Below are 23,616 nucleotides of genomic sequence, written 5' to 3'. Positions count from 1 at the left end.
GGGTGGGTTACGACAGCAGGCCGGCGCCACGGCCGCCGAAGACGGGCGTGACGGAGGGCATCACGAATTCCTCGATCGGTTCCGGCGCATAGGTCAGCACCAGCGCTTCCGCGAAGTCGGGCGACGGGATGCCGCGCCGGGCCAGGGACAGCTTGGACTCGATGCCGATCCGGCCCTTCTCGTTCTTCAGCCATTTCGGGACCGGAAGCTGGCCGGTAAGTTCCTTGCTGTCCGGCAGGACGATGATGTCCTCCAGCGGGTGGTCGCAGCCGCCCTCCTGCCCTTCGAGGAACAGCAGCAGCTCGTGGGAACGCTGAAAGGCGCAGCGGACCATCCACCAGAGTTCCGCTTTCAGGTTGGCGAACATTTCCTTCGCCTTCCGTCCATCCTCCCATTCGGCATCGGTCGGCAGATTACCGACGTTGATCGGATAGACCTTCAGCCCGTCCGTGTTGGCGTGCTTCAACGTGCTGGTGACGGTGTTGCCAACCCCGATGGGGTCGTAGTTCATGATCCTGGCGCCAGCCGCGCGCGTCTCATCGAGGGCAGCGTGCGTCGTCGTGATGTTGTCCGGCGTGTTCCAGGACTTCGGCACCCGGACCACCGGCCCCTTGCGGATGACCAGGACCGTCTTGCCTTTGCCGCCGCCACCGACGTCCATCCCGGCCACTCCCGGCGCCGTTGGCGATGCCCAGCGCGCCAGCCGGTCGCCCAGCAGCTTCCCGAGCTTGACGGCGGCCTGCACCCACGGGCCGGGGATGCAGACACCTTCCGCCGAGGCGCCGTAATCCAGTTCGTATTCCTGCGCCCAGGTCACCGGGTCGGTGGACGCCTTCTTGCGCGCGATCCATTCCGGCGTCTTGCGGGGATCGTCCTCCAGCCGGAACGTGAAGACCTTCACGCTGTCGTTCTGGCGCTTCCGGTAGAACAGGTTGCCCATGCCGTTGACGGAGGAGACCCAGCCACGGCAGTCGGCGTTGCCGATGATGGCCGCCTCGACCTTCTCGGCCTGATCGATGTGGGCGCCCTCATCCACGATGTAGATGGAGCTGCGGCCACCGCGCCCCATGTTCTTGCCGCCCTGCCCGCTGATGACGCTCCCGTTTGCCGGGTTGATGAGGCGCATGTACAGGCTGTGCCGACGCTCATCGAAGCCGGGCGGCAGCATCCATAGCGGAAGCCGTTTCAGGATGATCCGGGCCTTCTCGAAGATCGAATCCGGATCGCCGCCCTTGTCGACGGCATCCTCGACGCGGCTGCCGAACGTCGCCTTGAAGGCATCATGGAACAGCCAGCGGTGCATGCAGAACGCAACCGTCAGGTAGGACGCCCCGGCGTCACGGCACTTCTCGACGAGCCACTCGTCCCCATTCTCGACGCATTCCTGGAGCCACCACAGGAACTCGACCTGCTTCGGGAACAGGTCGAACGGCATGAAGGGGGACTTGTCCTTCCCGATCTCGCGGGGGTCGTAGGTCCAGCACCAATCGTTGACGAAATCGACGACGTTATGGGCGAGGTGCGCCTTTGTGAGCACCTGGAGCTTCCTGTCCCGCGCCGTCCTCTGGGCAAGCTCTAATCGCCTCAGCATAGAGGCGTGCAAGCTCGGACGGAGGGAGCTTGTCGTAACCGGAGTTTCGGACATCGACGCTGATCTCCGCATCCACCTTCACCGGCGTTCCTTCCGGCGAGCTGAGGCCCTGGTTCTCCGTGGTCTGGCCCAGCGCCAACCGCCCGATGCGCTGCGCCCGCTCCAGTGTCCCGGCAAGGCTCAGCAGGTCCTTCGGCGCCAGCGGCTGCGCCTCCTTGTTCCCGGCGTTCCCGGCGGCCGGCTTCCGTGACCGCTGGGACCGCTGGATCGTAACCGCGACCTCCGCCTGGAGCGCCTTGGCCAGGGTGAGGCTCGTGGTGTCGAACTTCGCCCGCTCGCCGACGATGACGTGGGTGCGGAAATCCGGGGTCGGTCCGGGCTGCTGAGCGGCTGCCGGTTCACCAGGAGGCGGTTCGACCGCCGCCGGTTGCTGGGCCTCTTCCTCCGGTTCCGGCATCGAGGCGCCCCGCTCCGGCGCAGGCTCAGCGGGTGCCGCTGGAGCCGGGCGGACCTCCACCCCATGCTCCTTCAGCTCCTCAGCCAGTTCCGCGGTGCGCTGGTCCAGGCCCGGCGCATTGGAAAGCTGGCGCGCCTTCTCGGCGTCCGTCGCCTCCTGCATCCGCTGCTGGTGGAACGCCCGGTCCGTCTCCCAATGCTCGCGGTTGATCCAACGCGACACCGTTTCCCGGGCGACGCCGAACTGCTCCGCGAGCTGGATCGTGGTCGGGTAAACGAGGCCGCCGTCCGGCAACAGGATGCCCTCGACATAGGCCCTCTTCACCGCGGCCTTCGGTACCTCACGCTTGGCCCGCCCCATGTGACTCACCTGTGACTTGCTGTGATGACTGCGGCGGTCACACGATCACACCGCTTGTGACAGGGCACCACCCTCATCGCCCCAGAATTCAGCGATATCAGTGCGTTGCGAATTTCGTCGCCGCGTGATCGTCGTGTGATCCCCGCCCATTTCGCCCTTAACCCGGCGCGGCACCGTGATCCGCTGTGATGCCTTCCAAAAGCCATCCGGCAAATTCTCCGAACCGGAACCACTCGATGGCGTCGCCACCTACAATGTCCGCGGTGATCGGGCGCTGGACACCACCGAGGCTGAGTTCCTTCGCGACGATCTCAGCAGGATCAACCCCAGCGGAAACCTTCCCGGCGAGCGTCAGCCTCCACAGCACCGTGGCGGGGTAGCCAGTCGCCGCTTCGCACTTGTCGAAGACGATGAGGGCGCCACCGGGCTTGATCCGTTGCCGCAGCTTCTGGACGAACGCAGCCCGGCGGGATACCGGCAGGAACATCAGAAGGAGGAAGCAGACGCCGAGGTCGAAGGGCTCGAAATCGAAAGCCATGGCATCGGCCTGCATGACCTCTCCAGGGCCGTCGTACCGGGCGACCATTTCCGCCGCCGCCTCAATGGCGACCAGCCTGGCCCTGCGATCCTTCAGCGTCTCGGAAAGTGCTCGCCCGATGTTTCCGGTGCTGGCCCCGATGTCGTAGACGAGCCCGCCGGTCGGGATGTAGTGGCGGGCGATGTGTGCGATTGCTCCCGTGGCGAGATCATACCAGGGAAGCTGTTCCCGGACGTGGCGGTCAAAGGCAGCTGCAATCTCTGCCTTCTCAAAGGTCCAGTTCCGGGGAATGTCGATAGGAGATGGTGAACCGGCGCTGAATGCTCCGGAGTTTTGTTCTTGGCTCATGGCACGATCCGTTTTCCGTAGCGGATTTGATCGTGCGCGCTTACCTCGCGCGGTTATCAAAGGACGCGGCTACGTCCGAATTCAATTTCCTGGAGGCTCGTGATTTCCAGCGGAAACCGCTGCATTCCTCTGTACAGCGCAGCGGGACACACCTCAAAGTCGCATCATCAAGATGTTTTGCACCGAAAGGAACCAAGCGATGATCGACTTGACGAAGCTCTCCACCCGTGAACTTGTCGCCCTCTACAATCAGATCACCTCCGGCACCACCCAGCGCTTCGAGAGCCATGCCATTGGTGTCGAGCGGGTCGGCCGGAAGATTTCCCAGCTCCAGATGATGCAGTCCGATGTTTATGCCGCGATGACGGCCTGCGGGATCGAAACGCCTCCGATGCCGAACTGCGGTTCCGATCAGGAAACGGGGACCGAGAGCACTCAGGAGGCCGGGGTTTCCAGCGAAGACTCGTTGCCCGCGACGGAAGCGATCATCATTGAGGGCGCCTCCGTAGGGAGCGTGGAGACGGACACGGCCGAGGACAGCCGCGCTCCCGACGAGACGCCGAAGACCAAGGAGGGGCAGGATCTCGTGGACCGCCGCATCCTCGACATGCTCAAGGCGCTGGGCCCCTGCAAGATCGGAGCGATGCGGGAGCGCTGGAAGGCGGAAGACGCGAATTTCCGCACCCTCGCCCCGACTCAGCAGAAGGGCGTCATGCGCCGCGCCGTCCGCCGGCTGGAGGAGAGCGGGAAGATCAAGAAGGATGGCCAGACGTTCTCTCTACCCCCCGTCTGACCTTCCCCCGGTGCCGGGGCGCTCACGCGCCCCGTTCCGCTGGCCTTCCCTTCCCTTCCGGTAGCTTCCGGAGGACGCCATCACGGACCGCGGCGGCGATGTGCATCATCATCACCGGCGGGACAGCACGCCCCATCCGCTCCCATTGCTGCTGATAGGTACCGGCGACTTCGAAATCATCCGGGAATCCGCAGATCCGCTTCAATTCGGCGATGCTGAATTTCCGCTTCTCATAGGGATGAACGACGGATGCCGCGGATGGATTTCCGCCGGCCTGGAGAATTGTCGGGCATGGCCGGTCCGGATCGACCTTCACGAGATTGAATCGTTCCGGGTGCTGGCCTCCCGGCTGAAGCTCGTCCCATTTTTTCCCGATGTCGAACCGGGAAATATCAGCTTCTGCCTCAACCTTGAAATGGAGGCTGTTCACGCTCCGGACACCGACGGTGATGGTTGGCGACGGCCGGTCGGTGACGTCGCCCAGGCTCCGGTCCCCGCTGGTGTCATGGACCACCCTGTTGATCCAAGGAATGGCATCCCGGATCGTATAGCGGTACGGCAGCGGGCGCGGAAAGACCGGCTCAAGCCCGAGATCCTCCCGAACGCCGATGAAGATCAATCGCTGGCGAGCCTGCGGAATTCCGAGCCATTGGCCGTCGAGCACCTTCGCCGTGACGCGGTAGCCGCGCTTCAGCTCCTTCAGGATTTCCAGGAAATAGCCTTTGGCCGTTCCCTTGACCAAGCCGGAGACGTTTTCCGCGACGAAGGTTTTGGGCCTGATCCCATCCCGGAGGCGGATGTACTCGAAGAAGAGATCATCCGTGCGCTGGACGGTATCGCTGTAGGCCTTCGCCCGGCCCCATCCCTTTTCCCGCTTCCCCGCCGTCGAGAATGATGCGCAGGGCGGGGAGCCGTCGAACAGATCCAGTTCCCCCTGCTTCATGCCGATCGCGGACAGGATGTCCTCCGGCTTGACCTGACGGATATCGCGCGGGTCCAGGACGGTGTAGGGAGCGGCGTTGGCCCGGTAGGTGTCCCGCGCCGCCTCGATGAATTCCGACGCCCAGGCAACCCGGAAACCGGCCATGCGGTAGCCCAGCGAGGACCCTCCCCCACCGCTGAAGGTCGAGGCGGCTGTGAAGCCGTTCCAGGGCAGCGCGGCGATCTCCTCCATGCTCGGGACACGGTAGGACGGCTTACTGATCTCCGCCATCTGCGCCCCCTTCTGCAAGACCGCTCCCGTCGGCTCCACCGGCATCCGGCTTGCCGGACCAGCGGTAGCCGCATTTCGGGCAGCAGAACTGCGTCGGGATGTCCTCGCCATAGGACGGGAAATCCTCAGGAGGCTTCCCATCCTGGGCAGCGCTGTCCCCGGCCGCCGGCGAGGAGTCATCGCTTGCCAGGTCATCCAGGGCCATTAACCCTGCATCGGCGCCGATCTCAGTCAGCAGCTCCATCAGCGTGACGTCATCGACCGACACCTCCTGGAGCAGCCGCTGAAGCGCTTCGGCATCGACCTCCGCCAGTTCGGAGAGCGGGTCCAGGGTCGCAAGGACCAGGGCCTCCTCTTCCTCGCTGAGATCGACGATGATGACCGGGAGCATTTCCTGACCATCGCGGCGGGCGAGATCGAGACGTGCCGCACCGTCAACGAGTCGGTTGGTCCTCTCGTTGAAAATCAGCGGCTTCACCAAGCCGACGTGATCCAGGGCCGCCCGGAGCGCGTTGCGCTGCTTCTCCGGATGCTTGCGCCAAGCCTTTGGATTGTCGAGGATTTCCGATACCGGCATGACCCGGTATGCAACGATGCGGATGCGCCAGGGGGTGCTGGCGCTATTTGTGGTACTACTTTCGTGTGACATTCGTACACAGCTCTGCGACTATGCCCCGTCGCCTGCAGGCGATGACGGGATGGCCGGGTCAACCGGCTCTGGTCTGGCTGTGCGTGCTTACCTCACGCGGCGAAACGGGGCGGCTACCCCGCGGTAGCCCCCGTCTCCTAACCTTCGTGAAGGCGACGGGAGCTGAAGGCCGGGCCGCCATTCTGCGACCCGACGTGAATTCCATAGCTGCTGGTCAGGATTGAAGCCGGGGCCGCCCGATCCGCACCACGCCGTCCCCGGCGCCTATGCGCCGGCTCTGCGGCTTTGGCTGTTGGCGGGACTGCCGCCCCTGCTTCGTGAACCTTCCGGCTTTGCTCTTTCCCCGCTGGTGCCGACACGGATGCGACGCTCCGGTGGGGTGCTTTCGGTGATGATCGCGGCGAACCTGCGCGCGCCACGGAAAAGGAATCGATGATGCTGCGGGCGCCACCCGCTCGGACTACAGCATGACGCACCTCCGGTTGGAGTGAGGGAACAGGCCAGACGCCACCCTGCCCTATTGGCGGGCCGGCGGCAGGCCGTTGACCAGATTGCTTTGGATCACCCAGATCACGGGACGGCTCTCGGGATCGACGACCTCCGCCCAGACCTTCACTGTGGTGTGGCCGAGGCGATGCCAGTGGCCTTCGATGCGGGTGGCCAACGCCTTGGCCTCGCCCTCGGTCATGAGGTCGCGCGGTGCGGCTGCGGTGCCGGTTTCGGCGCCGTTGATATCGGGCATTCGTGTTGTCCCTGGCGGAAATGGTCCGGCGCGGACAGCGCTGTTTCAGCCGGCGGCCTGAGACGGCCAGCGGGGCGAAACCGAGTTGGAATCTGGAGGGGATGAAATTTGTGCAGGCACACTACGCCCGTCAGGAATCGATATGTCATTTCCGCCGGATCGCGTCAACACGCATTCCGAGTCCAATTTCAATTTTACTCGACTCACGATGAGTCGTTCAGAAATCCGGAGCGCCTTTCCCACCAAACGACGATTTGTCGATAATTGTGGGGATGAGCCTTTTCTCGCGTTGTGCTACGATTCCGGGATGCCGATCCGCCGTGAAACCCGCTGGCTGTACCCGATCGACTGGCCCCTGATCTCCAGGCGCATCCGCTTCGAGGTCGCCGGCCCCCATGGTGCTGGACGGTGCTGGAAGTGCGGGCGCCCTCATGGGCAAGAACTGCGGGTGATCCCTGACGGGCGGTGGTTCGATGCGGAGTTGCACACCTGGAGGGACGCCCGCGGCAAGGAGGCGGCTTGGCCGGATATGGTCGATGCTTGCCGGATGCGGAAGACCAGGGTGATCCTGGCGGCCTGCCACCGGGATCATGATCCTCCCAACGTGAAGGCGAAGAACCTCGCGGCGTGGTGCCAGCGGTGCCACATCCTCAATGACCGGGAACATCATCGCCAACAGTTTCGTCTCACGATCCTGCAGCGGCGGGCGATGGGCGATCTGTTCGAGGGGACGTATCGGCGCTGGTAACTCCGCATGCCTCGCCGGAAGTCCAGGTAAGGTGCGGCGCGGCCTCATTGACGATGATCAAGGCCGATCACCCTCTCCACGCTCAGCTTTCATGTTTCGCCAGAACCGTCACCTGAACCAACAGAATCGATGGGTGTCCCATGAACCAAGCCCAGATCGGACTACTGATCGTCACGCCGCTGCTGATTGGCATGGTCGTGCTGCTGCATCGCCAAGGCGTGATGACGCGAAGCGGTGCAGCGCTCGCCGCGCTGGCTTCTCTCGGCACAGTCGCCTGGTTGTTCTTCACTCAATAGGATCTGTTTGTTTTCGAGCGCTTCTGGTCGACCCTAGGAGGGATGGTGGACCTTGGGGCGGTGGTTACGCCGCATTGCCGATGTGAAGGAGGTGAGCGCTCCGCCGGTGATGGAAATCGCCTAGCCGGCTCTCGTCGGCGGTGCCGATCTTGAGTGGAAAACGAGCAACTGGTTGGGCAAGCCTGCGAGCCAAGCGTAATGCACCTCAGACGAGGCGCAAGGTTTCAGTCTTATAGACCAAGTCCTTGTATGCGAGCGCCCGGTTTCGCCCCGCTCTCTTTGCGGCATACAGAGCTTGGTCAGCATGCTCGAGCACTTGGAGAACCGCCCCTCCATGCTCCGGCCAGGACGCAATGCCGATGCTGCACCCCACTTGGACCGCACGGCCGGAGATGATGATCGGCTCGTTCACCGCGGTGATAAGGCGGGCGGCAATGTCGTCGATATGCGGTGGCTCCTTCCCCGGGACGGGATTGATGATCACGGCGAACTCGTCGCCACCCAGCCGGGCGATGACGTCGTCGGTGCGCAGGCAGGAGGCCAACCGAGCGCCAACCTGGCGAAGGACGGCATCGCCAGCCTGATGGCCTAAGGTGTCGTTTACCGGCTTGAAGCCGTCCAGGTCCAGGTACATGACCGTGAACGGCTTGGTGCCGGGCCGGTTCGCCAGGGCCTCGGAATACTGTTCGAAGAACCGCCGGTTGGGCAGAGCGGTCAGCCGGTCCTGGTAGGCGATGTCCTCCATCCGGGCCAGCGCGCTTTTGGAATCCGTCAGCGCGGCGATCAGATCCCGCAGGGAGCGTGACAGGTCCTCGACCTCCGCGGCACCGCCGACCACCGGGATCTCCACGCCGGGTTGGCCGTCGCGCAGCCGTCTGGCGGCGTCGGCAATTCGGTGAAGGGGACGAGCAATCCAACCTGCGGCGAACCACGCTGCGGCGGAGAACAGGCACGCGAATGCCCCACCCCACAGCAGGATCTCGCGCTGAAGAGCATCCGCTTTGGCGTAAGCAGCGTCGACCGGCTGACGCGCCAGCACGGTCCAGCCCAGCCCCCTGTAGCTGGCATGGCCTGGGCTATGGGCATAGCCGGTCAGGTACCGGTGAGCATCCGGCCAGGTTTCGACCGTCCAGCCGATGCCATTCACCTTGGCCGACGCGACGCTTCCCACCGAGAGGGGCTGCCCCAGCGTGCCCTCCGGCCCCAGGAGGACGGTTCCGTCGGCGCTGACGATGAAGGTCTCGAGCCCACGCCGCTCGCGCATCGGCTTGAGCAGGGTTTGCTGGACCTCACGGGCCCAACTCCACGAGAAATGGGTGGCGAAGACGCCGACCACGGTGCCGTTGTCATCCTTCAGCGGCGTCGCGACGTCAACGAACTTCATGGGCTCGCCGCTTGGGTTCGGCAGCAGCTTGGCGAGCATCACGGCATCATGTACGTCGCCGACGAAGTGGCCCTTCAGACCCTCGCGGTAGACCGGGCGGGACGAAGCGTCGACCCCGAGCAGGATGCCGCCGCTGGAGGCGACGATGGTGCCCTTGGCATCGGTGACGCCGACCCAAGCCAGGGTATGGTCCTTGGCCTTGAGCTCATCGACGACCTTTTGAGCGACCGCCCAGTCGCGCACGGCATCAATCTTTGCCAGCACGCTGACTTGGTTCGAACGGGCCCACATGTCGGCATCGAGTTTCTCAGCCATCTGGTAGGCGGCCTCGGACAGCGAGCGGCCAATCTCATGCTCAAGCTGTGTCCTGGACCGCTCGCCAACGACGGCGCTCATCAGGAATGCCATTCCAACAATGAGAGTGGCGCCGGTGACCGCAACGATCCCCCGCAGCCCTTTGCGCACCACCGCCATATCACCGCGCCTTCGCCAAAATTTCCTTAGAAGTTTACTCAATTTCGGCTGGGCGGGGAATGAGGTAAGTCAAAGAACTCACATGGCTCCGCAACCTCTAGTAAACCCCATGAGAGAACAAATACCAGCGGATGCGAGCTACAAGGGGGCACTAGACGAAAGTGCCCAAATTGTCGGGGATGTGACAGAGCAGGGTGAGCGAGAGCTCCACCGCCCACCAGCGCTCGTTTCCACTACGCGCCAGAACCGAGCGGTTCCAGCACGGGCCGCCATCAACGGCGGAACACATCTCCCGCGAAAGCAGAGACTCATTCCGCGCCAAAAATGCCGAGTCGAATCGCTTCTGCTAGCTGGTCGGGAGTGAAGGGCTTGCAAAGGTAGTAGACCGGATTGAGCGCCTCGGCATTCCGTCGGGTCGGTCCGTCGCTCTGCCCGGTGACGAAGACGATCGGACAGCCATGCCGCTCCCGTAGGCGGCGGGCGGTCTCAATGCCGTCGAGGTCGCCGCGGATATGAATGTCGACCAGGGCCAGCGCGGGCGAGGTGCCGGCCGCCAGAGCCATCGCCTCGTCGCAGCTCTCAGCCGGTCCGATAACGTCATAGCCTAGTGAGTTCACGATATCGACCGTCGCGAGCGCGACAACCGCCTCGTCCTCGACGACCAAAATGGCCTTAGTCATCCTAAGTATTACCTATTAAGTGGTGTTCCCCTCACTGGGCCTGCTGTCCTAACGTGCGCGGATAGAAGGAGGGTTTCGATGAGTGAACTGGCCTATTCGGGCATCCCAGCGGTTGGAAGCATACCCTGGGGAAGTCACTTCTGCCAATTCTACGAAACGGCAAACGATTTGGCCGACACGCTGGTGCCCTACTTCAAGGCTGGGCTGGAGGCGAACGAGCAGTGCATGTGGGTGACGTCGCCGCCATTTGGCGCGGATGACGCACTGGCCGCTCTGCGGAACGTCGTTTCCGACGTCGATGCGCGGATGCACAAGGGTCAGATCGAAATCATCGACCACGGGGACTGGTACCTACGCACGGGCAAGATGGGGGCTGACGACGTGATCGCCGGTTGGCTTCAGCGCAAGGAACGGGCCCTCGCACACGGCTACTCCGGCTTTCGCCTTACCGGGAACACGTACTTTTTGGAAGCTGAGGATTGGGACTCGTTCACCGAATACGAGGCCAAGGTCAACGATTGCTTCTGCAATCACCGTGTGCTCGCGCTGTGCAGCTATTGCCTCGCGAAGAGCTCGGCTGGCGATGTCATGGACGTGGTAAAGAACCATCAGTTCGCGCTCACTCGCCGGCATGGTGATTGGACCCTCATCGAGCACGGCGCGTTGAAACGCGCCAAGGAGGAACTGCGCCGCGCCAATGAGGTGTTGGAACAGCGGGTCGAGGAGCGCACAGCCGACCTGAGCGCCGCGTTGGCCGTGCTTCAGGAGACGACCGCCAATCTCCAGCGCGCCCTGGCCGACAAAGACGTCCTGCTGCGCGAAGTCCATCATCGCGTCAAAAACAATCTTCAGATCATCAACAGCCTGCTGACCTTGAAGGCGCTGCGGTCGACCGATGCATCGATCCGGGAGGCCTTCAACGACACACTGCGCCGGGTCACCGCGATGAGCCTCGTTCACGAGGCGCTCTACCAGCACGAGGTAACCAGCGCGATCGACTTCGGCTGCTACCTGAACACCTTGTGCGAGGCGCTGGTCACGAGCTTCGGCATGGTTGAGAGAATCCGCGTGGAGGTTGCTGCGGACGGACCATCCGTGCATTTGGACACGGCCATCCCCTTGGGCTTGATCGCCACCGAGGCGATCAGCAACGCCTTGAAGCATGCCTTCCCCAACGGCGCATCCGGCTCCCTGTCGGTAACTTACCAGGGCGTGCGCGACGGCACGTCAGGAACGCTCCTGGTGTGTGACGATGGCATTGGCGCGCCGGACATATCTAGCACCGGGACAGGAAGCGGGACCGGGCTGCGGCTCGTGCACGCCATTGCCAAGCAGGTCAGTGGTCAGGTGAGGATCGTTGGTGGTCAGGGGACCACGTTTGCCCTAACCTACGGTTCTTGAATGCGCTCTGCCGCTCTCACTGACCACGGAAACCGAGCTACATGAGCTTCCGGGCAGGTGCATCTGCAGCCCGCGACCGCTTTGCATACGCGTTCTAATCGGAGGCGGGACGGCAGGAAGGCTTGCCGAGATCGCGCTCCGACAGAATGCAGCCGCAGCGGCGGTTGCCGCCTCCGCGAGTGCGGCAAGATTCACCGCCTTCACCGACCAGTGCCGGAACTCCGTGGGGGTCTTTTCTCCTTCACGGAGCTTTCGCGGCGCCATCCTATGCCCCACCCACGCCTTCAAGGTCGGCTCATAGGTCGCCACCACCTTGAACCGGCGGCTGCCGACCAGGAAGGACAGTTCCACCGTCCCAACCACCCTGACCTTCAGCCCACGGCGGCGGTGCTGGTGCTCGACCGTCGGCGCGGCGAGATAGGCTGCGAGCGCGGCCAGCCCCTGGCGCAGAACGCCCTCCGCCTCCTCTACCGAAAGCCAGCGCTGGCCGCCGGGCATGCGGAAGTGGCGGGAGGTTGCGAACCTGTCGAGCGCGGTCTGTGCCCCTACCACCGACCACACCGCCATCGCCGCCGGCGAGGCGCCGCCGCCCAGCGCTTCCATCGCGGCGAAGATCCAGTGCCGGGCTTCTTCGGCCTCGGTGCCGGGGAGCTTCTCACCATTCGACGCGGCGGTTCCTCTGATCTGGCTGTAGTCCGTTCCCTTCCCAAGATCGAAGTGGGCAGCGGCGAAATGCGCGGCGAAGAGGTCGCCGGCCGCGGCGAGCAGGCCATCGATCCGGTGTGTGGAGTGCAGGATCTGGAGCGGGCTCTGCGTTTCGCCAGCCGGCGCGCCAATCTCCCCATCGTCGGCAATCACGGTTCGGTGCCGCTCGCCGCTCTTGCCCTCCCGCTGGAAAGGGACGATCACCTTCTGCCCCCCAACTTCCTTGATCTTAAAGAGATCGAGCGGGTTTGTCGCCGCGGCGTCGGCAAGCCGCTTCAGGTCACGCGCGGTCGCAAGCTGGGCGTCGGCACGCCGTGCCTCTGCGCGGTCGCCGAGCGCCACCCGGACCTCCTCCGTGACTTCCACCACGCGCGGCCAGTCACCGGATGCATCGAGGCGGAAGAAGCGGCTCCAGCGCCGGGCGTCGGAATCGCCTTCGTGCTCCGGGTCGGTCAGCTCGAAGGTCGGCGGGAAGCCAAGATCGGCGCGGCGATGCGCCAGCCGGTCGGCGTCGGGGATGCTGATCGCGGACAACGTGTCGACGGCCAGCCGGTCACCGCCGGTCCACTCCCCGTCCCGTTCGGTGGCGGCCTCGGCGCGCTCCAGGATCTCTGCCGGCACCATGAACGGGCCTGTGGGTTCGACGTTCAGATCGCCAAGAGAGGCGCGGGCATAGGCGGCACCCTCCCGGCAGACCGCTGCGGCGGCGCGAAAGCTGATCGCGTCGAGGCGGGCGGCATTGCGGGCGCCGTGCACCCAGGGGAAGTCTCGCGCGGTCCAGACGTTCAGGCTGGACGAAATCCCATCCCGGCGCGCTGCTTCCAACTCCATCTCCCGCGCCTTCCGGCGAAGCCGATCCTGCATGCTCCGCCAGAACGTGAGGCACCACTGCACCGCATCCGGTTCAGCCGGGACGAGCTGGTCACCCGCCGGAACCTGAATCGTTGTCGCCTCGCCGGCGGGCTCAGCCTGGACGTCGAGAACCGCCATCGTCACGATGCAGTCCGCTCCTGCCCGCGCCGCAGGCCGATGTAGATGCCGGTCCCGATCCAGGGAGGATTGCGAGGCTGTTCGCTTCGGGTGGAGGCATCGGCGGAACGAGGATCGAGCGATGAATAGGCGCTCTTAGAGTTCTGCACGTCCGCGTGCGTCTGATCGCTTTTCATTCCTGGCCTGCCCAGCATCTGGTGTGTGTCCTATAGCCTGGACACTATACCGGGCTCGGGATTACCCCAGAATGGGCAACAACTTTGCGCACCTCCCGAAATTCAATTTTGTTATGGAATCCCGATGCGAAGCTGAAATTCCCCCACTTACATAGAAGGAGGCAAGTCACAGAAGTTGTCAGGCCGTCCGGCTAAAAAGCAGGACGTGAATGCGAGACCTCATGGCCCTGCGGATTTCCTTGGAAGCCGCTCCCTGATGAAGGTGTCCACAGAAAGGGGCCATGACGCGGCAAGCGAAGAGCACCTGACACATTGCCACGCGCTTTCACACAGTTTCAAATGACATCCGAAAGTTGCTGTGCGCTCCTATCCATTGGGTGATCGGCGCACCGGGTGCGCCACCTTCAAGGAGGCCATACGTGTCTGTGGATGTTCAAAATGCAGCGACACCCCCATCTCAGCGCTCACGTCTGCGTTGGCGCGGCTATGGAATTGGGATTGTGCTGCTCATCGTAGCCCTAGCAGCTCTTGTGCAGACATCATCGGGCAAGACGCTACTTCCCCCATTCCTTTCATTCGACCAGTCGGCGAGCGAGCACGTAACCAGCATGACCGTACGCGCATCGGTCGCGTTCGTGTCTGCCAAGTCGATCAATGCTGCCCTCTCGGTCGCCAAGTCGGCTCAGTTCAGCCTTGGCGTTGTGCTCTCGGGCTCCATCAGCCCAGCCCAAATTTTGGACCCGCTGGATGAGCTAATCAGCCAGTTCTCGACAATTCTGCTCTATGCCTCGGCGTCAGCGGCCGCATTGCGCTTCGTGCTCTCGACGATCACCGCTCCCTGGGTCGAACACTTGGCGCTCGTCGGGTTGGCGCTGATGGCTATCGGATATGCTCGGCAACCCGACACGCTACGTCCTTCAGGGCGGCTGTTTTCCGTCGGCCTATTTGCCCTCAGTCTGGCTGTCACGTTGCGCATCGGCCTCCCGGCTGTGCTCGCACTGAGCAAGTTGGTTTCTGAAAATTACATGACGCCGGAGTTTGATCGGGCCGCCGCTGCTCTTGCTCAAGCCGCTAGCGATTTGGCGCCGCCAGTCACGCAGGGTTACGACGCCATTGCGGACTACGCCCGGCGCATCAGCGCTGAACACGTGTGGACCAGACTCGGTATGCTGTTCGACCACACAACCACGATCATAACTGTAATGTTCCTTGATATAGTGGTCTTTCCCCTGGCCCTGGGATGGCTGGGATTGCGTCTTTTTAAGCATTTCTTCGGTGGTGTGGTGAAAAAGGAGGGCGCCGAAGTCCGCGGGGTTTTGAATGCAATTGAGAAAAGATTAGCAGCGCTCTCCGATCGGAAGGCTTAAGAGCTTATAGGTGGTCTGAAATTATCAATCTATCGTGGATACCAGGGCCTTCAACGACCGTCATCGCTAGGACAAAATCTCCCGTAGCCCTCGCACCTTGGTCGGCGCTTGGCGGCCCAATCAACCCAAAGGGCGTTAAGGAAACGCCCCTTGCACGGATCTTCCTGGCCGCCCCCGCTTCACTCCTGTCCACGGGATACCCGGAACCAGTGTTCGGCATACTGCCGGCAAAGTTCGGCCTGCACGCTGTCGCCGGAGCGCTCCGCTTCATCGGCGCGGGCGAGCCATTGGGCGTGCTTCTGCAGGGCGGAGCCGTTGACGCGTGGCTGCTGTCGTGGCGCACCATGCGGTTGGCCTGTATTCTGGCGTGGCTTGCTGAACTGTGGACGCGGGGGCCGGAATCCGGGTGGTTGCCCAGGGCGCGTCATTCCGATGCTAAGCCTTCAATCGTCTCGGAGACACCATCATCAGATACCTGCTTCCGCATCCGCACGCCCGGCCCCTCGCCGTTTTCTGGGATAAAGATGACGCCAGCGGCTTCGAGGGCGTGCTGCATGGCGAGCAGATTGTTTTTCATCGGTCGAGTGTTGCCGGACTCGAACGACTTTACCGTCGAAAGACCGACGTTGGCGGCCTCCGAAAGCTGCGCCTGTGACCAATCAATCAGCGCACGTGCGGCGCGGCACTGTGGGGGGGTCATCTCCATGACCGGAATCTACCCAGGTCAAATTTTATGGGCAAGGGCAAACTTAATGTTTGACCTTTGGTTTGTTGACAGCTAAAAAGTTTGCTGTCGGCTCTTTCGTTTGCGCGAGGCTAATGATGTTTAATCTTCCTCATATTGGCGAGTGCGACCGTGTTTGCGCCATTATCGTCTACATGAACGGGAGCCCGCAGGATCGTGGGCCGGGCATTCTGACCGCACTCGGCTACGCGATGCCGAAAGCCGTAACGCGACCGGCCTGACAAGGATGTCACGTTCAAAGTCGGCGCGACGCCGGCAACGCCTCGCCAAATTCCAGGATAGTCGTTGCTTCCTCTGCGGCGATCCTCTGGGAATAGAGGATGGTGGGTTGGACGCGCCAAGCACTCACCATTTCATTCCTCTTTCAAAGGGAGGGCCGAAAAACGCGCTGGTAAATCAAGTCGTAGCTCATCGGCGGTGCAACCAGATGATCGGCGACCGGATGCCAACGAGGGAGGAGTGGATGTGGTACCTGAGAATTATGTGGGCGCGTGGTTTTGTAGGTACTGAGGGCGACGCCGTATAGTTTCTACCACAAACGCGATTTTAAAATAACTGCACCAACAAAATTGAATTTCATCATTGCTGAGCCCTTCATCGAATGGGCGGCAAGAGGTAGATTCCCTTCTGAGGCAAGCAATGCCTCGATAACAGCAAGTCTGCCCGAGTGGGGTGTGCGTGTCATTCGCGCGCCAACGGAGGAGGCTTGCCTATAGCCCGGCCCGCCAGCCGGACGAAATGGACGCGACCATTCGGAACTCCCCGATCTTCTCGGGTCCGGTGGGTCGCGGAAGTGACCACCCTGATCGCGTCTGGGGCCTGGCGGCTCCGGACCCGAGGAGACTTCAATGTCGAGCTTGCTCACCCGCTGCGATGAAGCGGCCCGCGGCCATGAGGCCACCCACGGCCCCGGCGCCCGCTGCCTGTTCCACGACTTGGCTGACGAACTGCGTCGGCTCTACCCCATCGAGCGGGATGTCCACACCCTGCTGACCTACAGCGGCAAGGCCGTGCCGGGTGGCGGCTCCTTCCAGGGCCGCTATTACGATCCGATCAAGAACGATTACACGACGTTGGAGGGGATCACCGCGCAGCGCCTCGAAGCCGGCAAGCGGCTCATGGCCGCCGTGAAGGGGGCGTGACGGCATGACCGACCCCACCCTCACCGCGGCGCAGCCCATCGAACTCTGCGGCCACGTCGGCAAACTCCCGCCCAGCCCGCAGAGCTACCGACACAACTACCGGGTCGACAGCCCGAGCATGCTCCAGCTTCTCGCCAGGGCCGACGCTGCTCTGGAGGATGCCTTCGCGAAGGACAAGGCGATCCATGAAGCGAACGCCCCGGCCATCGCCCATAACAAAGCGCTACGTGAGCGCGTCGCCGCCATGATGAAGGCGGCCGGCGTTCCGGAAAGCTGGTCGGACCTGGAGTTCCCGTCGTCGCGCTCCCGCTACAAGAAGCGAATCACCAAGCGCGCCGGGTACCTCACCGACCTGGAGCGGTGGATACCGATCGCCGACGGCTTCGCGCATCAGGTCACCCACTACGAAAGCGCCAAGCGCCGGCACGCGGAATACCGGGTCAAGGCTGAGCAGGAACAGCAGCAGGCTCAAGCCGCGAAGGAACGGGAAGCGCAGGCGCGCAAGGCGAACCTCGACCTCGCCAGGATCATCGTGCGCTACGGCCGGCCCGAGGAATCCGATTGGAGCGAGGTGATGTCCGAGCTCCGGAAGCGGAACAAGTATCTCGACCTCGCTGTGGCGATGTACCAGACCCGCTGCGACTGGAGCGACGGGCCGCGCGCCGTGCGCTACGCCCTGGAGCGCTTCACCATCGAGAACGACCGGGACAAGGACATCGCCGCCGACGTGGCGGACAGCCTCGCTCATTGGGATGGTGACGGCCGGATCTTCCGGGACACGACCTGGAGCTATGGCGCGCTCTGGCCGCTGGTCGGGGATGTGCAGCTCGTCGCCGATGTCCAGCGCGCCATGCAGGAGGACGATTGATGCCTGCCCCCTTCTCCTTCTACGTCGAATCCCGCTCGGGCAAAGTCGTCACGGCGGCGTTGATCACCGAGCCCCTTCCCTCTCTGGACGGCATCCGGACCGTCTGGGACGAGTGGGAGGATTCCGACCATGTCCCGCAGGTCAACGAGTTCATTGGCAACGTTCTGCTGACACATGCCGACGGCAGCCGCCGGATCGTCGATTTGGCGGACCTTAGTGCCGGTTTCCTCCCTGGTGGCTGCGGCCATGGCCGCGTCTGGACGCCGGAGTTCCGCTGCCTGGACGGCACGCTCTGCTTCATCGCGACCCAGCGCTGGATGTGCTGCAGCGAAGAGGCGGCGGTCCTGCTGGGAGCCCGGTGGCATTCGGTCCCCGGCGACTCCTTCATGCTGTATCCGTGCGGCCCACAGCCTACCGGAAAGGCCGTGGAACTGGACTGGTCGGAAGACGGGAGGATGACCCTCGTCGGTTCCAACAAGCCTGCACAGGGCGGCACCTGGAAGACCTCTCTGGGCAGCGGGCTGCGTCTCGGCATCGTGGCGCTTCCCGCCGCGGCGTCTCCCGAACCGGAGGAGGGCTGAAGCCATGGGCGAATGCACCTGCCATCTCGGCGCTCCTCCCTGCGGCTATTGCGTGAAAGGAACGGAAAATTACCAGGAGGCCGTCGCCTATGCCGAGGGCCTGGACGACCGCGAACTGGACCGGCTGTACGTCGATATCCGCGACATGATGGAAGAGCGGGGACTGAGGCGGGCGAAGGTCGCCGCGCTCGCCCCTGTAGTCCAACCGTCGCCCTGGTCGGCACCAGCTCCAATTCCCACGCCGCCCTTCGCTCAGGCATCCTTCCCTGCTCTGGTCCCGGCGCCGACCAAGGCGGAGTGGGTGGCCCGCATGAAGGCCAATGCCGCCCTCGCCGGCGCGATGCAGCAGGTCGGCGGGGCCTTTGCCCGAGCGGCGCGGCTGCCGATCAACCGCGGCCTCTGGGACACCCTGGACAGGGCGGACGCCGCTTGCTGGCGGAACAGCAAGTTCTGCGGCCCCAACGGTGACGGGTCCCGGCACGACAATCGGCGGGATGGCGGTGGACAACGGCGTGCCGGAGGGTGATCCCGCTTTGGCTCTGTGCCGGGACACGTGAAGCGCACCGACCTGTTCAGCGCACCGGCGCCAACCACCGATCTGTCCATGGCTCATCCTGGACCAACAACCGAAGAAGCAACGGAGTCACCGATGCCCGCTCCCCGCCTCCCCGTTCTCCGCAAGGAAGCTCGAAAGCCCGTCACACGGGAGCGCAGAACCCTGTCATTCCGATGGCCGAACCGCGACATGCTGGCGGGGGAGAAAGCACGGGCTGCCCGCTCCTACGCTATGCTGACCAGCACGCTCGCCGCCGCCGCAGGGCTCACCGTCGCCGCCGGGCAGATCGGGCTGGACCAGCAGGCCGCTGCCGCCATCCTGCTGTTCGCGGTGGCACCGCTGGCACAACGGGCATTCCCACAGGGAGACGGGCCTACCCTGCCTTCGGCGGAGCGCACCACGCCCACGGCACCCTCTACGGCATCTTCGTCTACGCCCCTGGTGGCAGCCTGCGACGTCGTGATCCTGGAGACCGGGCGCCAAGTCCAAACCTTGGACCTGCCCCGCCACATGGGCTACGAGAACCCGGATTTCGATCTGGCCGGATATGCGGTGCGGAATCGCGGCGCCATCCAGATCCGTGGCCGTACGATCCGCCTGCGGCCTGACGGAGCTTCGTCAGCCGCCATTGAGGTCGCCTGCGGCATCGTCGCCAACATGGAGGACGGCCCCGTCACGCTGTCCACCTTCACCGATGGCGCATGGCGGTTCGCGAGCTACGGGTCGCCCATGGCAGCAATCGATGGTCTGCTCGACGTGACCGGCGCCCACATGTCCTCGATGTTCGAGGCGGTGTCGGAAGGGATGCATGCCGCCGAGGGTCACATGCGCGCGGCATTCCAGACCTGGAGGGATTCCGCCGGCGAACTGAACGTCGGCAGCATCGAGCGACTGCGCGAGACCGGCGCCTGGAGCCGTGCCGTCGCTCTATGGCCGACAGGGTCGCAGGGAACCGGCTTCGCCTTCGTGCACATCGGCGACGGGATCACGGCTTTCGGAGAGCGGTGGCGCAAGGAGATGATCGGCAAGGTCGATGACGGCCAGCCGGACCCCGACTATGCCGCCTTCGTCTCCGATCTCTATCGCCGGAGCATCGATGGCGAGATGCCCGCGGTGAACCGGATCAGCGCCAGCCTGCGGCTGGACAGGCGGGCGGCACCGTCGCGGCTCCGCTACCGGCAGCTTCTGCTGCCGTGGACGGTGCGTGACGGCGCCAAGCGCCGGACCATCATCACCAGCGTCACGCAGCGCCACGCGGTTGGTTTTCGCCATGCCGTTGCAGGAACTGCGTGAGGTTCGGGAGAAGCTCAGCCTCGGTCATCCGGAGCATGTGCATGCGGACGGTCTCCCCGTACCGGCGCCACTCGATGCCCGGCTCCGCGGTGGTGACGCCATAGGCCGGGAGGAGGTGCGGGACCAGCGGGTCATCCACCAGGCTGATCCATTCCTTGACGTCCCACATGGTCAGCGCCAGCGCCTTCACGATGCGGGACGAGATCGCGGAGAGCCCCTTGCCGCGATAGTCCGGATGGTGCCAGCCGCCGGCCTGGAACGAGGTCAGGCCGTGAAGCTGGTGCGCCGACGGGCAGTCGCAGAACAGCAACTCGTCGGGTGCTCCGCCACCGATGCAAGGTTCATAGAACAGGCGCAAAGAGGTCAGTTCGTCGTGCAGGTTCCCGCTCCCGAGATCCAGGCGCCGGCACGCCCTGGTGAGGACCACCCGCCCGGCGGCGTCGACGCCGCGGAGCCAGAATGCCTCATCGGGGCCGAAGCGGTGATAGCGGGGGTCCACCGCGGGGAGCAGGGATTCCCATGAAGCCCGGTTCGTCCGGTTCACGGCCAACAGCTCGTCGAAGTCGGTGCTGATCGACAGCCGCACGCCCCGTTCTCGCGCCAGCCGGTCGGCGGCCAGGAAGAAGGCGGACAGCAGGTCACGGGGGCCATGCTGAAGGGTGACCTGATCGGGGAGGCGCGGGAGCGAAGGCGGATCATGCGGGCGTGCGACGGCGCTCACCGCGTGGGTGCCGAGCGACATAGGAGCCTCTTGGATGGTGGATTAATGATGCGCAGAATATACGCGCACTTGATTTCGCTCAAAGTACGTCGGTATGCGCCAATTCTTTTTATTCGCGAAAATTCGCAAAGCAAATTGAATTTCAATTTGCGCCATCTCTTCGGCCATCAGGTCAATGATTGTAGGCTTCCTTGCATCCCGCAACCGGTTCGGAGCACCTGGAGGATGAAGAGGTTCATGCGCTGGGCGGCGGCCGCCTACATCACCATCGGCGTCCTTTATGCCGGCTTGTGGGTCAACGCCACGAACGCCTCTCTGCTGTGGTGCGCGTTCCTCGTCATCGGCTGGCTGCCCTGGCAGGTCGCTCCGGATGCCACCGGAACAGCGCTGATGGCCATGGGGCTCGGCAAGCACCTGTTCGCTCCCCGCTGACCGCCGATGACCATCAACCCAAGGAAACCCTCATGGCAAAGAATGACCGCACCATTGAAGTCACGATCCGCATGACCGTGCGCGGCACCACGGAGCGTGGGCGCCTGAATCCGAAGCGCGCCGTATCCGGCGAGGACGCGGAAACAGTCGCCCGCCTCGGCGCCGCGGCCCTGTCCAAGGATTGGGTGATGATGAAGGTGATGGACGGCTCGGACTGCCTCGCCACCTGCATCAAGAGCGAGGTGGTCAGCACGACGTTGCTGGCCGACGCTGGCTGATCCCCCCGCCTCCCTTTCCGAGAGACCGCCGCCATGGCCGAAACCGAAATCTCCTGGACGCACCGCTGCGTCGGTGACCGCATCATCCCCGGCTACACGATGAATCCATGGATCGGCTGCGAGAAGGTCGGGCCGGGATGTGCGAATTGCTACGCCGAAGCGTTCAATGACCAACGCCTGAAGCGCGACCTCTGGGGGCCGCACGCCGTCCGGCAGACGGTCAGCGATGCCACCTGGGCGAACCCGTTGCGCTGGAACCGGCTGGCGGAGAAGGACGGCATCCACCGTTTCGTCTTCTGCGCATCCTGGGCCGACGTCTGGGACAAGAAGGCGCCGCCGGGCGCGCGGGAGCGCCTGTTCGAGCTGATCCGCTCGACGCCCTGGCTGATCTGGCTCCTGCTGTCCAAGCGCATCGGCAACGCGCCGGGGATGCTCCCGCCGTTCTGGGACGAGATCAAGGACCGCTGCGTCATCATGGCGACGATGGTCAACCAGCCGGAGGTGGACCGCGACATGCGCAAGCTGCTGGCGCTGGACGCCGGCGCCTATGGCATCTCGATGGAGCCGATGCTGGGGCCGATCGTCCTGCCGCGAGAGTTCCTTGACCTGGGCCGGCGGGCTTGGGCCATCGTCGGTGGGGAGAGCATCGGGCGGGAACGCCCGCTCCACCCGGATTGGGTGCGGGGCGTCCGAGACCAGTGCGTGGCCGGCGGAGCGAACGGCCCGGTGCCGTTCCATTTCAAGCAGTGGGGGCGGTGGTGGCCGGCGGCGCCGGTCTATCCGGACGAAGACACGACGTGGAAACGGCTCCACGTCACGCAGCAGCACGGCCCGAACGCCGACCCGGATGAATGCGAGGTGGACGCATCCGACGCCGTGAACCACACGCTGAAGCGGGAACGCCTCTGCGCAATGGATCGGGACGGCGGTTTCTCTTGGCACCCGATCTACGCAGGAAAGGTGCAGCCGCCGCCAGCCGCCGGATCGTGGTGGTTCGAGGATCACGGGACGAAGGGGGCAAGGAAACGGCAACTTGATAGGCTAAATCATGATGGTCAGCCAGATTTATCCATCTTCGACTCGCCCAAATCAACGTAATATAATTTTGTCTTCCCGTACCTCCTTATTTTCCCATCCCTGATGTAACCAATAGCAACAATTGACAATAAAGCCATATCAACCATTAATATGCATGGATAACGAATCATGCTCTCGAATGTACTTGCTTGATTGATATTATACCTCCTCATCATTCCGCGATGCTGTGTACATACCGATAGACGTTTGGCATTCTTGTATCCAACAATTCTTAGATGTTCCAACTCAGAGCCAATACAATCAATGAAATCTTCATACGGAATCTTAGCCATCCTTAAACTAACGCCAATATGAAGGCCGCGAAACCAGACCATCAAGAAGCCTTCATTGTTCAGCTTGACCGGCATCACCCCAAATCTTTGTAATCTTGAACATACCATTGATATCGTTCTTCCTAATAGACTGACACTTGATATCGAGTGGACGACCTCACTAAACCAAAGACGTGCTGCTAAATAAAATGATAATGTAAAGAAAAAAATAACGCAATTATGATAGACCACATAGCAAATTCGCTAAAGTGGCTTAATTTATAATTTATCTCATCGCGCAAATCATACCCATTAATAAATGACTCAACAGCACCAGTGGCGACAATAATTAGGGCCGATGGCATGATGGACATGGCAGAAGCAAGAAAAGCGCACTTGATTGTTCTATAAATAGCGATTCGACCGTTTTTAGACGAAATAAGTAACGAAATGAAATTTTTAAATGATGCCTGATTATTCAAATCACTAGTTACGCCAGCGCGCGAACCCATAGCTCGTCTCCTCGTCTTTCTCTTCGCCCATAGTTCTCACCAACCCAACCCCAGAACCACGTACAGATCCGAGATACCCCCTCACCTAGCCACCGGATCAAGTTTGATCGCCTACACAGCTCCCTCCCACGGCCCACCACAACCGACTCTAACACGGCGGCGACGTATTTATTCGACCTTTGATACACTTTCGCCTAATCTTCTGATAAAGCAACACCCCGAAATCA

At 63.0% G+C, this 23,616-nt stretch carries 28 protein-coding genes; 14 read left to right on the top strand and 14 right to left on the bottom strand.

What is annotated here, in order from left to right; genetic code table 11:
• Positions 1-7: 7 nt before the first annotated feature.
• The 3 genes from ACWPXE_RS32655 to ACWPXE_RS32645 all read right to left on the bottom strand — a co-directional run bounded on the left by ACWPXE_RS32655 (position 8) and on the right by ACWPXE_RS32645 (position 3,294).
• Positions 8-1,537: a hypothetical protein gene (locus ACWPXE_RS32655; RefSeq protein WP_454021184.1), complete on the bottom strand. Its 1,530-nt coding sequence runs from the start codon at positions 1,535-1,537 to the stop codon at positions 8-10.
• Positions 1,509-2,408, bottom strand: a complete 900-nt coding sequence (locus ACWPXE_RS32650; RefSeq protein WP_454021183.1) for a hypothetical protein — start codon at positions 2,406-2,408, stop codon at positions 1,509-1,511. The genes ACWPXE_RS32655 and ACWPXE_RS32650 overlap by 29 nt, the downstream gene beginning before the upstream one ends.
• A gap of 157 nt (positions 2,409-2,565) precedes the next feature.
• Positions 2,566-3,294, bottom strand: coding sequence for a class I SAM-dependent methyltransferase (locus ACWPXE_RS32645; RefSeq protein WP_454021182.1), 729 nt, complete (start codon positions 3,292-3,294; stop codon positions 2,566-2,568).
• 199 nt (positions 3,295-3,493) lie between these two features.
• Between ACWPXE_RS32645 and ACWPXE_RS32640 the strand changes: the two genes are divergently transcribed.
• Positions 3,494-4,087 (top strand): hypothetical protein, encoded by a 594-nt coding sequence (locus tag ACWPXE_RS32640; protein WP_454021181.1) that lies wholly within the window; start codon positions 3,494-3,496, stop codon positions 4,085-4,087.
• A gap of 22 nt (positions 4,088-4,109) precedes the next feature.
• Here the strand turns inward: ACWPXE_RS32640 and ACWPXE_RS32635 are convergent, their stop codons facing one another.
• From ACWPXE_RS32635 to ACWPXE_RS32625, 3 genes are all read right to left on the bottom strand, one after another.
• Positions 4,110-5,300, bottom strand: a complete 1,191-nt coding sequence (locus ACWPXE_RS32635; RefSeq protein WP_454021180.1) for a DNA cytosine methyltransferase — start codon at positions 5,298-5,300, stop codon at positions 4,110-4,112.
• Positions 5,284-5,877, bottom strand: coding sequence for a hypothetical protein (locus ACWPXE_RS32630; protein WP_454021179.1), 594 nt, complete (start codon positions 5,875-5,877; stop codon positions 5,284-5,286). Before ACWPXE_RS32630 ends, ACWPXE_RS32635 begins: the two co-directional genes overlap by 17 nt.
• 589 nt (positions 5,878-6,466) lie before the next feature.
• Positions 6,467-6,691, bottom strand: coding sequence for a hypothetical protein (locus ACWPXE_RS32625; RefSeq protein ID WP_454021178.1), 225 nt, complete (start codon positions 6,689-6,691; stop codon positions 6,467-6,469).
• A gap of 142 nt (positions 6,692-6,833) precedes the next feature.
• Here ACWPXE_RS32625 and ACWPXE_RS32620 point away from each other — a divergent pair, with 142 nt between their 5' ends.
• Both ACWPXE_RS32620 and ACWPXE_RS32615 read left to right on the top strand, forming a co-directional pair.
• Positions 6,834-7,439: a hypothetical protein gene (locus ACWPXE_RS32620; RefSeq protein WP_454021177.1), complete on the top strand. Its 606-nt coding sequence runs from the start codon at positions 6,834-6,836 to the stop codon at positions 7,437-7,439.
• 140 nt (positions 7,440-7,579) lie between these two features.
• Positions 7,580-7,735, top strand: a complete 156-nt coding sequence (locus ACWPXE_RS32615; protein WP_200529404.1) for a hypothetical protein — start codon at positions 7,580-7,582, stop codon at positions 7,733-7,735.
• A gap of 205 nt (positions 7,736-7,940) precedes the next feature.
• Here ACWPXE_RS32615 and ACWPXE_RS32610 read toward each other — a convergent pair whose 3' ends face one another.
• Together ACWPXE_RS32610 and ACWPXE_RS32605 are read right to left on the bottom strand one after the other, a co-directional pair.
• Positions 7,941-9,593 carry a diguanylate cyclase domain-containing protein gene (locus ACWPXE_RS32610; RefSeq protein WP_454021176.1) on the bottom strand — a complete coding sequence of 551 codons (1,653 nt, stop codon included), beginning with the start codon at positions 9,591-9,593 and terminating at the stop codon, positions 7,941-7,943.
• 308 nt (positions 9,594-9,901) lie between these two features.
• Positions 9,902-10,273: a response regulator gene (locus ACWPXE_RS32605; protein WP_454021175.1), complete on the bottom strand. Its 372-nt coding sequence runs from the start codon at positions 10,271-10,273 to the stop codon at positions 9,902-9,904.
• A gap of 78 nt (positions 10,274-10,351) precedes the next feature.
• On the opposite strand from ACWPXE_RS32605, the gene ACWPXE_RS32600 reads away from it, so the two are divergent.
• Positions 10,352-11,674: an MEDS domain-containing protein gene (locus tag ACWPXE_RS32600; protein WP_454021174.1), complete on the top strand. Its 1,323-nt coding sequence runs from the start codon at positions 10,352-10,354 to the stop codon at positions 11,672-11,674.
• On the opposite strand, the gene ACWPXE_RS32595 is transcribed toward ACWPXE_RS32600, so the two are convergent.
• The gene (locus ACWPXE_RS32595) at positions 11,657-13,375 is read right to left on the bottom strand and encodes a hypothetical protein (RefSeq protein WP_454021173.1); all 1,719 of its coding nucleotides are present in this window, start codon (positions 13,373-13,375) and stop codon (positions 11,657-11,659) included. The two genes, ACWPXE_RS32600 and ACWPXE_RS32595, sit on opposite strands and share 18 nt — an antisense overlap.
• A gap of 589 nt (positions 13,376-13,964) precedes the next feature.
• Here ACWPXE_RS32595 and ACWPXE_RS32590 point away from each other — a divergent pair.
• Positions 13,965-14,912: a hypothetical protein gene (locus ACWPXE_RS32590; protein ID WP_454021172.1), complete on the top strand. Its 948-nt coding sequence runs from the start codon at positions 13,965-13,967 to the stop codon at positions 14,910-14,912.
• A gap of 179 nt (positions 14,913-15,091) precedes the next feature.
• Here the strand turns inward: ACWPXE_RS32590 and ACWPXE_RS32585 are convergent, their stop codons facing one another.
• Positions 15,092-15,340 carry a DUF4167 domain-containing protein gene (locus ACWPXE_RS32585; protein WP_454021171.1) on the bottom strand — a complete coding sequence of 83 codons (249 nt, stop codon included), beginning with the start codon at positions 15,338-15,340 and terminating at the stop codon, positions 15,092-15,094.
• A complete protein-coding gene (locus ACWPXE_RS32580) occupies positions 15,337-15,618 on the bottom strand; it encodes a helix-turn-helix domain-containing protein (RefSeq protein WP_174450779.1) in 282 nt (93 codons plus the stop codon). The genes ACWPXE_RS32585 and ACWPXE_RS32580 overlap by 4 nt, the downstream gene beginning before the upstream one ends.
• A 265-nt stretch (positions 15,619-15,883) precedes the next feature.
• On the opposite strand from ACWPXE_RS32580, the gene ACWPXE_RS32575 reads away from it, so the two are divergent.
• The 6 genes from ACWPXE_RS32575 to ACWPXE_RS32550 all read left to right on the top strand — a co-directional run bounded on the left by ACWPXE_RS32575 (position 15,884) and on the right by ACWPXE_RS32550 (position 20,097).
• Positions 15,884-16,183 (top strand): HNH endonuclease, encoded by a 300-nt coding sequence (locus tag ACWPXE_RS32575; protein WP_454021170.1) that lies wholly within the window; start codon positions 15,884-15,886, stop codon positions 16,181-16,183.
• Positions 16,184-16,505: 322 nt separating this feature from the next.
• Complete coding sequence (locus tag ACWPXE_RS32570) at positions 16,506-16,799, top strand: hypothetical protein (RefSeq protein WP_454021169.1); 294 nt, start codon at positions 16,506-16,508, stop codon at positions 16,797-16,799.
• A 4-nt stretch (positions 16,800-16,803) separates the two neighbouring features.
• Positions 16,804-17,667 (top strand): hypothetical protein, encoded by an 864-nt coding sequence (locus tag ACWPXE_RS32565; protein WP_454021168.1) that lies wholly within the window; start codon positions 16,804-16,806, stop codon positions 17,665-17,667.
• A complete protein-coding gene (locus ACWPXE_RS32560) occupies positions 17,667-18,248 on the top strand; it encodes a hypothetical protein (RefSeq protein WP_454021167.1) in 582 nt (193 codons plus the stop codon). Before ACWPXE_RS32565 ends, ACWPXE_RS32560 begins: the two co-directional genes overlap by 1 nt.
• 4 nt (positions 18,249-18,252) lie before the next feature.
• Positions 18,253-18,774, top strand: a complete 522-nt coding sequence (locus tag ACWPXE_RS32555) for a hypothetical protein (RefSeq protein WP_454021166.1) — start codon at positions 18,253-18,255, stop codon at positions 18,772-18,774.
• A gap of 261 nt (positions 18,775-19,035) precedes the next feature.
• Entirely contained in the window at positions 19,036-20,097 is a 1,062-nt protein-coding gene (locus tag ACWPXE_RS32550; protein ID WP_454021165.1) for a hypothetical protein, read from the top strand.
• Here the strand turns inward: ACWPXE_RS32550 and ACWPXE_RS32545 are convergent.
• On the bottom strand, positions 20,045-20,839 hold the full coding sequence (locus ACWPXE_RS32545) for a hypothetical protein (protein ID WP_454021164.1): 795 nt from the start codon (positions 20,837-20,839) through the stop codon (positions 20,045-20,047). The genes ACWPXE_RS32550 and ACWPXE_RS32545 overlap by 53 nt on opposite strands.
• Positions 20,840-21,043: 204 nt before the next feature.
• Here ACWPXE_RS32545 and ACWPXE_RS32540 point away from each other — a divergent pair, with 204 nt between their 5' ends.
• The 3 genes from ACWPXE_RS32540 to ACWPXE_RS32530 are packed head-to-tail and all read left to right on the top strand — an operon-like array spanning position 21,044 to position 22,626.
• Positions 21,044-21,250, top strand: coding sequence for a hypothetical protein (locus ACWPXE_RS32540; protein WP_454021163.1), 207 nt, complete (start codon positions 21,044-21,046; stop codon positions 21,248-21,250).
• A 32-nt stretch (positions 21,251-21,282) separates the two neighbouring features.
• Positions 21,283-21,528 (top strand): hypothetical protein, encoded by a 246-nt coding sequence (locus ACWPXE_RS32535; protein WP_454021162.1) that lies wholly within the window; start codon positions 21,283-21,285, stop codon positions 21,526-21,528.
• Between the two features lie 33 nt (positions 21,529-21,561).
• On the top strand, positions 21,562-22,626 hold the full coding sequence (locus tag ACWPXE_RS32530) for a DUF5131 family protein (protein ID WP_454021161.1): 1,065 nt from the start codon (positions 21,562-21,564) through the stop codon (positions 22,624-22,626).
• Here the strand turns inward: ACWPXE_RS32530 and ACWPXE_RS32525 are convergent.
• Both ACWPXE_RS32525 and ACWPXE_RS32520 read right to left on the bottom strand, forming a co-directional pair.
• A complete protein-coding gene (locus ACWPXE_RS32525; RefSeq protein ID WP_454021160.1) occupies positions 22,584-22,973 on the bottom strand; it encodes a hypothetical protein in 390 nt (129 codons plus the stop codon). The genes ACWPXE_RS32530 and ACWPXE_RS32525 overlap by 43 nt on opposite strands.
• Positions 22,974-23,077: 104 nt before the next feature.
• Entirely contained in the window at positions 23,078-23,389 is a 312-nt protein-coding gene (locus ACWPXE_RS32520) for a hypothetical protein (RefSeq protein WP_454021159.1), read from the bottom strand.
• Positions 23,390-23,616 lie beyond the last annotated feature (227 nt).

This window comes from Azospirillum sp. Marseille-Q6669 (genome assembly GCF_965111635.1).
Note: the sequence above shows the minus strand (reverse complement) of the source record. Positions and strands in the feature narration are given on the sequence as shown.